The organism is Labrenzia sp. OB1 (assembly GCF_001624695.1).
Lineage (GTDB): Bacteria > Pseudomonadota > Alphaproteobacteria > Rhizobiales > Stappiaceae > Roseibium.
Genome location: NZ_JSEP01000006.1, coordinates 71,729 through 84,266 on the forward strand (window position 1 = coordinate 71,729; position 12,538 = coordinate 84,266).

A 12,538-nucleotide genomic window follows, 5' to 3' on the forward strand; every position below is an offset into this window, starting at 1 on the left:
GTACATGGCGCCGGCTTGAGGGCAGTCCGGCCCGTTCCTGTCAGTCCGCTTTCCCGGAAACGCCAGCGTCGGCGAATGTCGCCATGCCGGAGTGCACTTCGGCAGCGGCCTTGGCAAGGCCTGCCGCAAGAGCTGCGCCGGTTCCCTCTCCAAGACGCATTCCGAAATCGAACAGGGCCTGCTTGCCCATATGCTCCAGGGCCTTCGCATGGGCCTGTTCCGCGGAGACATGGGCGAACAGGCAGTGGTCCAGTCCCGACGGGTCCATCGCATAAACCACGGCCGCGGCGGCGGTGGTCACAAATCCGTCGACGATCACCGGCACGCGCTGCAGCCGCGCGGCAATGATAAGACCGGCCATCGCGGCGATTTCCCGCCCTCCGGTTCTGCGCAGGATCTCCAGCGGATCCTTCTCGCCGTTCAGCCGGGCGACGGCTTCCTCCACCGCGTCTCGCTTGCGGGTCAGGCCTTCATCGTCCACGCCGGTTCCACGGCCGATCCAGTCCTCGGAGCGGCCACCGAACAGGCCGTTGAGGACGGCTGCGGCGACGGTCGTGTTGCCGATCCCCATTTCCCCCAGGCAGATCAGGTCTATACCGCCGGCGAGAGCTTCCATGCCGTAGGCCATGGTTGCGGCGCAATTGGCCTCGTCCAGGGCATCTTCGCGCGTGATGCTGGGTGTGGGCATGTCGACGGCAAGGTCGAACACCTTCAGACCCACATCGTAGGCCCGGCAGATCTGGTTGATGGCCGCGCCACCGGCGGCGAAATTCTCCACCATCTGGCGATTGACCGAACTTGGAAACGCCGAGACGCCTTCCTCCGCGACCCCGTGGGCGGTCGCGAAAATCGCGACCATCGGCCGGGTGATCTTTGGCGGGGCGTTCCCCGACCATGCCGCCAGCCACTCGGCGATGTCCTCAAGACGCCCAAGGGAACCGGCAGGCTTCGTCAGCTGTGCATCGCGCGCCTTTACCTTTCCCACCGCTTCGTCATCCGGACCCGGCATCGACTTGACCAGGTTGCGGATATCTTCGAAAGGAAGCGCGGTGTCGGAAAGAGACATGGATTTCAGGTTCCCGGTCTGGATCTTAAAGTGTTAGAGCCTGTACGGTCCGGCACCCTGCCGGCCATTGGTCTCGCTAAGCCGCCGATCTATAATGCGGCTTTGCGAAAACTCAAGCGCAGGACCGGCCCGATGAACCGTGAAACCGACCAAATGCCTGATAGTGAGGCCAAATCCGGCGCGGACAAAACTTGGGATCAAGCCCGAGACCGGCTGAAGGGCCTGCCGGAATTCGCAGCGGACACCGCCGCCTGCGTGCGATTCTTCTCCCGCCTGCCTGTACCGCGGATCAACGCTCTGGACGATCCGGGGACCGCGCCGGATTTTACCCGTATCGCCCGGGCCGCTCCTCTGGCCGGTTTCGTCATCGCCCTTCCCGCCGCCGGATGCGGCCTGCTGCTGGGCTATACGCATCTTCCCGGCCTCGCCGTGGCCGCCATTGTCGCCGCGCTTCTGGCGATCACCACCGGCGCGCTGCATGAAGACGGGCTGAGCGATGTCGCAGACGGGTTTTTCGGTGGAGCAACCCGCGAGAGGCGCCTGGACATCATGAAGGACAGCCGCATCGGTGCGTTCGGAGCCCTGGCGCTGGTGCTTTCCACTGTCCTGCGTATCGCGCTTCTGGCGGCGCTCTGGCAGCGGTTCGGCCCTGCCGAAGCTGCTCTCCTGTTTTTGTGCGGTGAAGCGCTCAGCCGCACGCTGCTTGTCTGGCAATGGCAGATCCTGCCGCTGGCGCGTCCGGAAGGGCTGGCGGCAAGGTTCGGCAAGCCGACGGAAAAAACGGTCCATCTGGCGGCTCTGGTGACGATCCCTCTGCTGATCCCGGCAGTGCTGTTGATTTCCCTTGCGGCATTTTCTCTCGCCTGTGTGTTTGCAGCCGCTGCGAGCTATGCTACCGGTCGTCTGGCGCGCGCCAAGATCGGCGGCGTCACCGGGGATGTCCTCGGAGCCATGCAACAACTCGCCGGGCTTGGTTTCCTGCTGGGAGTGCTGATGGTTCCATAGGCCACCTGATCCCTTTTCGAGGCGGAACCTGCCGATGGTATCGATTTACCGGCTTCCAATGATGCGCGTCCTGATCGTGCTGACGGCCTGCGCCGCATTGCTCGGCGGCTGTTCCAGCCGGCCCGAATTCGGTGCGCTGGCGCTCAATTCGGTTCCTGCGGAAGGCGCCAGGGCTCATGATATCTTCATCGTCACCACCCGGGCGCGGGATGACCGGCCGGACACCTATTTCAGCGGCGAGCGGTCTGTCGAGGTCAACTACGCTGAAGCGCGGATCTCCGTTCCGCCGGCACACAAGCCCGGCCTCATCGAGTGGCCAGCCAGCCTTCCGGGTGATCCGGACACCGATTTCGTCGCCCGAAGCGCGGGCTACCTGCCCTCTGCCCAGGCTTTCAAGTCCCGGATCAATCAGGAACTTGCAACCCGGCCGCGCGGCGAGAAGGAAGTCTTCCTGTTCATTCACGGCTACAACACAATGTTCGCCGAGAGCCTCTATCGCCTCACCCAGTTCGTCCATGATTCGAACAACGGTGCGGTCCCGGTGCTCTTCACCTGGGCCTCGCGCGGTAAGCTCAGGGATTATCTTTACGACCTGAACAGCGCCGCCATCGCCCGCGACGCGCTGGAAAAGACCTTGGTCGAGCTGGCGAACAGCGACGCCGACGAAATCAGTATCCTCGCCCATTCCATGGGCAACTACCTCCTGATGGAAACCATCCGCCAGATGCCGCCGTCCGTTCGGCACAAGATCCAGAAAAAGATCCACTACGTGGTTCTGGCGGCGCCGGATATCGATATCGACCTGTTCAAGTCGCACCTGCGCAGGCTCGGCAAGGTCGACAAGCCTTTTGTCGTTATCGTTTCCGCCGATGACCGGGCCTTGCGGCTGTCGCGTGCCCTTTCCGGCGGTGTGGACCGCCTCGGAGCCTTCTCCGACGACGAGGAGCTGACCAAACTTGGCGCCATCGTCATCGACGTGACCGACCTTGAGGCGGAGGATTCCGCTCATCATTCCAAATTCGCGATCCTGGCCGAGTTCGCTCCCGAACTTCAGCGTGCCTTCGCGAACGGAAGCCTGACGAGCGAATCCAGTATCGACGGGACACGCACCTTCGGCGGGGACCTGGGCACTTTCGTCGGAAACACCGCGCAAGCTGCGGTCACCCTGCCCATCCGGATCATCGCGGCCCCGGTCGTCCTAGCCACGGGTGGCAGTCTGTGACACTGCTTTTCAAGGCATGTCTTGGTTAAACGGATTCATGAATTCAGGAAGCCGCCCGAGGCTGAGTTTGCATTGAAAATGAGATCGGGCGACCTCCTGAAGGCAATTCAACGCGACATGCTCCGGCACAAGTTTGAGCCATCTTTTGTCTTGGCAAAGCCACATTCAACCGCCATATCGGCATGATGCAGTCACCTTGTATTAAAATCTGCCAGATTGACCGGGAAAACGGCCTTTGCACCGGCTGTCATCGCACGCTCGACGAGATCGCCGGCTGGGCGGGCTTCAGCGAGAACGAACGTTTGGAAATCCTGGCGGATATCGACAGGCGCCGTGACAGCCGGGACACAGGCACGGACGCGCGCGCATGAGGCAGCCGAAGCAGTTTCGCGGTCTGGTGACCGCCGTTCTGGTGATCGTCATGGCCGCGGCCGCATTCTACTTCTTCTTCGGCGATCCGACAGATCCGGAAAACGTCAACTTCGACAGCAGCGGCCCCCGGATCGTGGCCCTGTCCGCCCTCGCCTTCGTGTTCATCGCAAGTTTCCTGTTCGGACAGCCGAAAGTGCGCGAAATCATTCATGGCACCGTGTTCTGGGGCGGCCTCGGCCTTGTGCTGGTCGTCGGCTACACATACCGCGCCGACCTGGTTCAGGTCGGCTACCGCGTGCTGGGAGCCCTCGCGCCGGGAATGGCGGTCTCGCAGCCGGACGGCTCGATCCTGATTGTCCGCGATGCGACTGGCCATTTCGTCGTCGACGGGCGCGCCAACGGCACGGGAACGCAGTTCCTGCTCGATACGGGAGCAAGCGCCGTCGTGCTGACCTTCGAGGACGCGCTCCGCGCCGGATACAGGGCCGAGGACCTGTCCTTCACCGTGCCGGTCTCCACCGCAAACGGCCGTACACTCGTTGCGCCGGTGAAGATCGACACGATCACCATCGGTGACCACACATTGCGCGATATCCGCGGCTTTGTCGCCCGTCAGGGCACTCTGGACGGAAGTCTTCTGGGCATGACCGCACTCGACCGGCTGCAAAGCTGGCGGATCGAGGGCGACAAACTGATCATCACACCCTGACGCCGGTGTTTCGAGACAAAGCGCGGTTATTCCGCCGCCTCGGCCGTCACATCAGCAGGGCTGACAGCCGCAAGTGCCTTTTCGACAACTTCAAGCCCGGCACCGGGCCGGATCGCCTCGACGGTGAGGATGCGCCGCCAGGAGCGTGCTCCCGGCTGGCAGTGGAACAGCCCCAGCATATGCCGTGTCATATGGGAAAGTTTCACGCCCCGGCTCAGTTGCTCTTCCATGTAGGCCGTATACGCCCGCACAGCCTCGAAAGGCGAAACATCCGGCAGGTTGCCGTCGTAAAGCCTCCGGTCGACCTCCCCCAGGATCCGCGGTGTGTGATAGGCGGCGCGGCCGAACATGACGCCATCGACGGTCTCCAGAAACGGCTCCGCCTGATCGAGGCTCTGCAGGCCGCCGTTCAGGCCGATGAACCGATCCGGGAACCGCGCCTTCAGCCGCTGCACCCTCTCGTAGTCCAGTGGCGGAACATCGCGGTTCTGTTTCGGGCTCAGCCCCTGAAGCCAGGCCTTTCTCGCATGCACCCACAGCGCGTCGGCGCCGGCGTCAAAGACAGCATCGGCCATCCGGTCCAGCGCCTCTTCCGGGTCCTGGTCATCGACACCGATGCGGCATTTGACCGTCACCGAAATATCCACCGCCGCCTTCATCGCCGCGACACAGGCCGCCACCAGCTCCGGCTCGTGCATGAGGCAGGCTCCGAAGCGGCCGGACTGGACCCGGTCTGACGGACAGCCGACATTGATGTTGACCTCGTCGTAGCCGAAATCCGCAACGATCCGCGCCGCCTCCGCCATCTCCGCCGGATCCGATCCGCCGAGTTGACAGGCAAGCGGGTGCTCAAGGCCTGAAAACCCGAGCAGATGCTCCCGATCGCCATGGATCACAGCCCCTGTCGTGACCATCTCCGTATACAGCAGCGCATGCCGGGTCAGATGCCTGTGAAACGCACGGCAATGCCGATCCGTCCACTCCATCATGGGCGCAATGGAAAATCTCGCTGCCGCAGCGGCTGCGTTATCGGGCATTCCTAATTCTCCGATGGTCCGCGATCCGGTTTTTGGAACCATGTTGCACACATACTGCACACGAATTAGGGCAGTCTAGCCCCTCGAGGGTAAAGACAGGCAAACGGCGGTGTTTGGTTGCGGCAGTGATCCAGGACCCCTGCTCTACCGCAAGGGCCACACGGTAATGGACTTTCAAAATTCCCGGCAGAGACGCTTACTCGCCAAGGGCCGTTATGTTCACGCCAATCACCGACATTTCCATGCAACATTTCGCTTCGCCTTGCCTTTCCATCGGCCGCCCCACGTGCAACTCGAAGTCAGTGCCAAAACCGGTTCTCCATGTCCGGCGCAGCTATTGTCCGGTTTGAGCCAATTGCGTTGAAAACCCTGTGTGTTTGCCGTCCTTGAACTTGCCTGTGAGAGTGGAATGGCGGCTTGCGAACATACAAGTTTCACTGGCGGACATTCGCACTGAACTGGTTCACTTTAACTTCCCGGGCCATATCAACCAACGCAGCATCACAACGAATGGCCGCTTTGGAGGTTGGGCCGAGATCCAGCGAACGTCCGTCTTGGCCGCGCTTTCCAGACCGCGGCAGATTCCACAAATACCGGCGCAGCGGTTCCGGGCAGTGCCGTGGTCCGGAGAGCGCTCAAAGGTGTCCCGGAATTGGTCCGTTCATCGGCTGTCAGAAAGAGGCTTGCAGCATCCTGAGATAGTCGTCAGCGGTTGCGTCAATGTGGTTGGTCTTGTGGCTGTGGTCGGCCAATGCACCGGAAATGATGCGGTCGAAGATATTTTCCGAAACACCCAGCTCCGACAGACTGACCGGCAACCCGATGGCCGCCGTCATCTCTTTGATGGCCGCTCCGATATCCGTTCCGGCAGCCAGACCCATGGCGTCGGCCAGCCGGGCATACTTGTCTTCGCTGACGGACGCCGGAGCCGGCTTGTTGAATTCCAGAACCGCAGGCATGAACACCGCGTTCAAGGTGCCGTGGTGCAGTTTCGGATTGAGCCCGCCGAGCGCATGACTGAGGCTGTGTACACAGCCCAGGCCCTTTTGGAAGGCCATCGCGCCCATGGTTGCGGCAATTGCCATGTTGGCGCGGGCGTCCTTGTCGTCCGGTATTTCCGTAGCCTTGCGGATATTCGCCCAGGCGCGGCGCAGTCCTTCAAGCGCGATGCCGTCTGCCGGCGGATTAAAGGACGGGGCAAGATACGTCTCGATGCAGTGCGAGATAGCGTCCATTCCGGTGGCTGCAGTCAATACGGGTGGCAGCGTCATGGTCAATTCCGGATCGACAATGGCAGCTTTCGGGATGAGGAATGGAGACAGCAATCCGACTTTCCGGCCGTCATCCAGTATAACAATCGCCCCGCGCCCAACTTCGCTACCGGTGCCTGACGTTGTCGGAATAGCGATGGTCGGCCATGTCCTGGCCGTGATTTTTTGCAGGCCGCCCTCGATGACCGCATAGGTCTTCAGGGTCCCGCCATGTGCGGCGAGGATGACAACTGCCTTTGCAAGATCGATGGCTGATCCGCCGCCAATGGCGATAACCCCGTCGGCTTCGACCTCTTTGAACAAATCCGCCGCGACACGGACGGCCGCCTCGTTCGGGTTGCCGGGGGTCTCGTCGTAAATGCCTGCCGGCGCCTCGCCAAGGACGGCTTCAATCTTGTCGAGAAACCCGAGATTACGGACGCCCTTGTCTGTCACTACGAGCGGGCGCGAAATTCCGGCGAGCGTCAGTTCTTCCTTCAACGTGACAAGTTCGCCAAAACCAAACTGAATTCGGGTTACGTAATTGATCAGAGGCATGTCGCTCACTTTGCTGATATGCCCAATGGAAACTGATCCGAATAGAAATTAAACCATTGGGCGAATATTTTCCGATTGGCCGCAAGATAAACTCTAAATGTGACCTGTAAATCCACTCTCTTTCAATTTGGATATAACGAGAAGGGAATTGACGCTTACTGCAAAGCCATTTCCTCTGGAGAGAAAGCCTCTTCTGTTGCGCCTGATCTGTTTTCGGGCGCTGTCTTCGACAGGATTAAGTGGCTCAACTATCGCTAAGCAGCTCCCAGAATGCCTCAACAGCACTGCTTCGGTAATCGTTTTCCTGCCTTATCTTTCTGAGCTCGCGACGACTGATCGGGCGTGATGGAACAAAGAATTCGACACCGTCGGGTTGGCTTTTCACTGCTTCAAACGGCAGGATGCTGACCCCGAAACCTTGGCGGACGAAAGACAGGATGGCTGTCGTATTGCGTGCCTCCAGGGTGCTGTTCGCCATTAGTCTGTCGACCAGAGGGTCGTCGATGAGGCGGCACAGCGGGTTGACGATTAGCGGCTCTTGCGTGAGCAAGTCCCAGCCTGAAGAGCCGCCTGCAGCCAAATGCGCTCTGTGGATCGGCCCACCTTCCGCGCAAACTATACCCAGATCGTCGCACAATATCAGATCCCCCTCCGACGTTTCGTCAGGACGGGCCGACACGATCCCGATGTCCGCATCATCTCGCTGCACACGCCGGCGCACTGCGGGGGTGTCAACATCGCTGATCTCAATGCGAACATCAGGATGTGTTTTCCGAAAAATTTCAATCACATCCGGTAGCAAAGACACTGTTGCCGAAGGAACCGCGGCAATGCGCACGATACCTGCCGTCGAGATGGCATGACGCCGGATAGCCTGAGAGCTCTGGTCGAAGACATCTGTGGCCCGGCGGCTCTCCTCCAGCACCAACTGACCCAGCGGTGTAAGGCGGTTCTTGCGATCCGTCTGAAAAAGGGGCGCACCGACGTCGTCGACAAGTTGCGCAAGTGTCATGGATATCGCCGAGGGCGTTCGATTCAATTCACGTGCAGCAGCGGTCAGCGTCCCTGCCTCTGCGACCGTTCGAAAGACACGCAGCATCTCCAGTTTTATCGACATTCAGAAAACCTGTAATTTTCTTAAGAATTTCCAGAATGACTGAAACAAAAAAATAAGTCCAGTTGGTGCAAAGGCAATCAGGAGACGACCATGACCGCGCGCACTCAAATTTATATCGACGGCACCTGGACGGACGGCGCGTCAATCGTCGAGAACCGCAATCCGTCAGACACGTCTGATCTGATCGGGCTTTTCGCGCAGGCGGATGAATCCCACCTGGACGCAGCCCTTGCGGCGGCGCGGCGTGCGCAACCGATCTGGTGGGCCACCGGCATTCAAAAGCGCCACGATGTTCTGATGGCCGTCGGCACAGAATTAATGGCTCGCGCTGAAGAAATTGGCCGTCTTTTGTCACGCGAAGAAGGCAAGCCGCTTGCCGAGGGCAAGGGCGAAGTTTACCGCGCAGGCCAGTTCTTTACGTATTTCGCGGCCGAGGTCCTGCGCCAGCACGGTGATCTGGCAGAAAGCGTGCGCCCGGGCATTGAGATCGACGTGCGCCGCGAACCTGTTGGCGTCGTCGCCATCATCAGCCCGTGGAACTTTCCCGTCGCGACCCCCGCCTGGAAAATCGCGCCCGCGCTGGCCTTTGGCAACTCGGTCGTTTGGAAGCCCGCGAATGTGACACCTGCCAGCGCCGTGGCGTTGACCGAGATCATCGCCCGTCAGGACATCCCAAAAGGCCTGTTCAATCTGGTGTCCGGTCCGGGCCGAAATGTGGGGCAACGCCTTGTTGAGAGCAGTCAGGTCGATGCGATCAGTTTCACAGGGTCTGTTCCTGTCGGGCGCGGCATCGCGGCTGCCGCAATCGCGAACATGACCAAAGTTCAAATGGAAATGGGATCAAAAAACCCGCTGATCGTGATGGACGATGCGGATCTTGAACTGGCCGTTGTTCATGCCGCCGGGTCGGCTTTTGGCGGAACGGGCCAGAAGTGCACCGCTGCCAGCCGCCTGATCGTGCATGCCTCTGTCCATGATGCGTTTGTGGAAAAGTTGGTTGCTGCGGCAAAGGCGCTGAAAGTTGGTCACGCGCTTGAGGATGGGACCCAGATCGGTCCTGTCGTCAGCGAAAGTCAGTTGACCCAGAATCTCGCGTATGTCGGAACGGGCAAATCCGAGGGCGCAGAGCTGCTCTGCGGCGGTGAGCGATTGGAACGGGCGACCGACGGCCACTACATGGCCCCCGCCGTTTTTGCGAACACCCGCAACGACATGCAGATCAACCGCGAGGAGATGTTTGCCCCCATTACCTGTGTGCAAAAAGCAGACAGCTACGCCGAGGCGCTGGCGATTGCCAATGACACGCAATTCGGCCTGACGGCAGGCATCATGACGCGGTCCCTTTCGCGGGCCATCCACTTTCGCGCGAACATGCGTGCCGGCTGCGTCATGGTGAATCTGCCGACGGCCGGTACGGATTACCATGTGCCTTTCGGCGGCCGAGGCGCCTCCAGCTACGGTCCCCGCGAACAGGGGTCCTATGCGGCTGAATTCTACACATCCGTCAAAACCGCTTATGTGTCCGCGGGAGAGCCCGAATGAGCTTTCTGATTGACGGCCTGCAATATGCCAACTGGTCGGAAAAGATCTTCCGCCAAATGCGCGAGGGCGGCGTGGACGCAGTTCACGTGACGATCACCTATCATGAGACCTTTCGCGAAACGGTTCTGATCATCGAGCAATGGAACCGCTGGTTTGAAAAGCATCCGGACCTGATCTTTCAGGGCCGCACTGCTGCTGATGTTCAACTGGCCCGCGACACCGGCCGCACGGCAATTTTCTTCGGCTCGCAAAACCCGTCATGCATCGAGGATGACATCGGCCTGGTCGAGGTCATGCACACACTGGGTCTGCGCTTTATGCAACTGACCTACAACAACCAGTCCTTGCTCGCGTCGGGTTGTTACGAGGATGAAGACACAGGCCTGACCCGCATGGGCCGCGCTGTGGTCTCGGAGATGAATCGCGTCGGCATGGTGGTCGACATGAGCCATTCCGGAGAACGCTCCACGCTTCAGGCCATCGAACACTCGACACGCCCCATTGCTGTCACCCACGCCAACCCGTCCAGCTGGCACATGGCCTTGCGCAACAAATCCGACGATCTGCTGCGAGCGCTCGGGGAATGCGGCGGGTTTCTGGGGCTATCGACCTATCCACATCACCTTGACGGCGGCAGCGCCTGCACGCTGCAATCCTGGTGCGACATGGCCGCCCTCGCGGTTGATCTGGTAGGCCCGACGGGCGTCGGGATCGGTACGGACCTTTGCCAGGATCAGCCCGACAGCATTGTTGAATGGATGCGTGTCGGGCGCTGGACCAAGGCAATTGACTACGGCGAAGGCAGCGCGGCGAACGCAGGTTTTCCGGCAATGCCCGACTGGTTTCACGACAACCGCGATCTGGCTGGGCTCCGCACGGGTTTGCGCGCCGCCGGTCTGGACGAGACCACAATAGACGGCGTGATGGGCAACAACTGGCACGCTTTTTTCGAGAGCAGCTTCGGGGCGCAAACCGCACGCCCCGTCACACTAGACCGCGCCGCCGAGTAAGGCGCGGGGCACATAAGTTCAGGGAGGAACGAAAGTGACCACGACGACCACACAAACCAAGCCGGGATCTGGCGCGATAGACAAAGCGCTTTTTGCAGTCACCGGGGGATTTATAGCGCTCTTCTGCGCCTATGCGCTGTTCGATATTGACGGGCTGTCCGCGCTTGTCGATGCCGGTTTTGGTTTTTCTGCCCGCTATTTCGGGCTGTATTGGCAGCTTCTTCTGCTCGCAACATTCCTGATCGGTCTGCTGCTATGCGTTCTTCCCGGCAGCAGAACCGTGATGGGCGGGCTGGATGTGCCGGAATTCAAAATGTTCAGCTGGGGTTCCATGATCATGTGCACCCTGCTTGCCGGAGGGGGCGTGTTTTGGGCAGCAGGTGAGCCTATCGCGCATTTCCTGTCCACTCCGCCGGTCTTTGGCGATCTGTCGGATGATACGGCTGCGCGCGCGAATGCGGCCCTCGCGCAGAGTTTCCTGCACTGGGGCTTTCTGGCCTGGGCAATCCTCGGATCCCTGACAACCGTGATGCTGATGCACTACCACTATGACAAAGGTCTGCCGCTGGCACCGCGCACCTTGCTGTATCCAGTGTTCGGGGAACGTGCGCTTCATGGTCCGATTGGTCTGATTGCAGATGCGTCCTGCGTGATCGCGGTGGTAGCGGGCACCGTGGGGCCGATCGGCTTTCTGGGACTGCAGTTGTCGTACGGGCTGAATGCACTCACAGGCATTCCAGATAACTTTGCAACTCAGGCCGTCGCCATCATGGCGCTTGTCGCGGTCTATACAATCTCGGCAATCACGGGCTTGGCCAAGGGCATTCAGCTATTGTCACGGATCAACGTGATCCTTGCCATTGCATTGCTGGTGTTCATGCTTGTCGCAGGCCCCACCACAGAGATTTTCTCGGGTTTCCTTGGTGGTATGCAGATCTATCTGACGCATTTCTTTGATATGACGCTCTACCGCGGAAATGCAGGCGTGTTCGGCGATCCCGGCTGGTTGGGCTGGTGGACGGTGTTCTTCTGGGGATGGTTCATGGGCTACGGGCCGCTGATGGCGATCTTTATCGCGCGCATCAGCCGGGGGCGCTCGATCCGTCAGATCATCATCATGTTGTCTATCGCCGCACCGGTGATCACCAACTTCTGGTTCACGATCATCGGCGGCTCCGGCATTTTCTTCGAGATTGCACAGCCCGGTATCATCTCCGGACCGTTCGAGGGGTTCAACCTGCCCGCCGGCCTGCTGGCGATCACACAGGCGATGCCCATGGGTCTGATCCTGTCGGTCCTGTTTCTGGCACTGACCATGTGTTTCGTTGCCACCACCAGCGACTCGATGAGCTATGTCATCGCTTCGACAATGTCTGAAGGCGAACCTTCGGCAAGCCTGCGCGCCTTCTGGGGTGTTGCAATGGGTGTCATGGCGCTGATCCTGATCTCGACAGGCGCAGGGGGCATAGGCAAATTGCAGAGCTTTATCGTTGTTACAGCGGTGCCGGTCTCGCTGATCCTGCTGCCTTCGCTTTGGGATGCGCTGCGCATCACTTTGATGCTCGGACGCGAGGCAAAGACAGCAACGGCCTGACGATACGGCGTGGCGGGTCATCTGTCCGCCACGCCTTTGCAACTTTGACCGACCGG

11 protein-coding genes are annotated in these 12,538 nt (G+C 60.3%); 7 read left to right on the forward strand and 4 right to left on the reverse strand.

Annotated elements, in window-relative coordinates; translation table 11 throughout:
• Positions 1-40: 40 nt before the first annotated feature.
• Entirely contained in the window at positions 41-1,066 is a 1,026-nt protein-coding gene (gene cobT, locus OA90_RS09835; RefSeq protein WP_068410070.1) for a nicotinate-nucleotide--dimethylbenzimidazole phosphoribosyltransferase, read from the reverse strand.
• Positions 1,067-1,198: 132 nt separating this feature from the next.
• Here cobT and OA90_RS09840 point away from each other — a divergent pair, with 132 nt between their 5' ends.
• The 4 genes from OA90_RS09840 to OA90_RS09855 all read left to right on the forward strand — a co-directional run bounded on the left by OA90_RS09840 (position 1,199) and on the right by OA90_RS09855 (position 4,374).
• A complete protein-coding gene (locus OA90_RS09840) occupies positions 1,199-2,071 on the forward strand; it encodes an adenosylcobinamide-GDP ribazoletransferase (protein WP_082836950.1) in 873 nt (290 codons plus the stop codon).
• 34 nt (positions 2,072-2,105) lie between these two features.
• Positions 2,106-3,293: an alpha/beta hydrolase gene (locus OA90_RS09845; protein ID WP_068410073.1), complete on the forward strand. Its 1,188-nt coding sequence runs from the start codon at positions 2,106-2,108 to the stop codon at positions 3,291-3,293.
• Positions 3,294-3,475: 182 nt separating this feature from the next.
• Positions 3,476-3,664, forward strand: coding sequence for a DUF1289 domain-containing protein (locus OA90_RS09850; RefSeq protein ID WP_068410076.1), 189 nt, complete (start codon positions 3,476-3,478; stop codon positions 3,662-3,664).
• A complete protein-coding gene (locus OA90_RS09855; RefSeq protein WP_068410079.1) occupies positions 3,661-4,374 on the forward strand; it encodes a TIGR02281 family clan AA aspartic protease in 714 nt (237 codons plus the stop codon). The genes OA90_RS09850 and OA90_RS09855 overlap by 4 nt, the downstream gene beginning before the upstream one ends.
• A 26-nt stretch (positions 4,375-4,400) precedes the next feature.
• On the opposite strand, the gene dusA is transcribed toward OA90_RS09855, so the two are convergent.
• The 3 genes from dusA to OA90_RS09870 all read right to left on the reverse strand — a co-directional run bounded on the left by dusA (position 4,401) and on the right by OA90_RS09870 (position 8,336).
• Positions 4,401-5,411, reverse strand: coding sequence for a tRNA dihydrouridine(20/20a) synthase DusA (gene dusA, locus OA90_RS09860; RefSeq protein WP_068410082.1), 1,011 nt, complete (start codon positions 5,409-5,411; stop codon positions 4,401-4,403).
• Between the two features lie 671 nt (positions 5,412-6,082).
• Complete coding sequence (locus OA90_RS09865) at positions 6,083-7,219, reverse strand: iron-containing alcohol dehydrogenase (RefSeq protein ID WP_068410085.1); 1,137 nt, start codon at positions 7,217-7,219, stop codon at positions 6,083-6,085.
• A gap of 244 nt (positions 7,220-7,463) precedes the next feature.
• Entirely contained in the window at positions 7,464-8,336 is an 873-nt protein-coding gene (locus OA90_RS09870; RefSeq protein ID WP_068410088.1) for a LysR family transcriptional regulator, read from the reverse strand.
• Between the two features lie 90 nt (positions 8,337-8,426).
• Between OA90_RS09870 and OA90_RS09875 the strand changes: the two genes are divergently transcribed.
• From OA90_RS09875 to OA90_RS09885, 3 genes are read left to right on the forward strand one after another with little or no spacing between them, the layout of a single operon-like run.
• Positions 8,427-9,878 (forward strand): aldehyde dehydrogenase family protein, encoded by a 1,452-nt coding sequence (locus OA90_RS09875; RefSeq protein WP_068410091.1) that lies wholly within the window; start codon positions 8,427-8,429, stop codon positions 9,876-9,878.
• Positions 9,875-10,888: a membrane dipeptidase gene (locus tag OA90_RS09880; RefSeq protein ID WP_068410094.1), complete on the forward strand. Its 1,014-nt coding sequence runs from the start codon at positions 9,875-9,877 to the stop codon at positions 10,886-10,888. Before OA90_RS09875 ends, OA90_RS09880 begins: the two co-directional genes overlap by 4 nt.
• Before the next feature lie 34 nt (positions 10,889-10,922).
• Positions 10,923-12,482 carry a BCCT family transporter gene (locus tag OA90_RS09885; RefSeq protein ID WP_068410098.1) on the forward strand — a complete coding sequence of 520 codons (1,560 nt, stop codon included), beginning with the start codon at positions 10,923-10,925 and terminating at the stop codon, positions 12,480-12,482.
• The last annotated feature ends 56 nt before the right edge of the window (positions 12,483-12,538 follow it).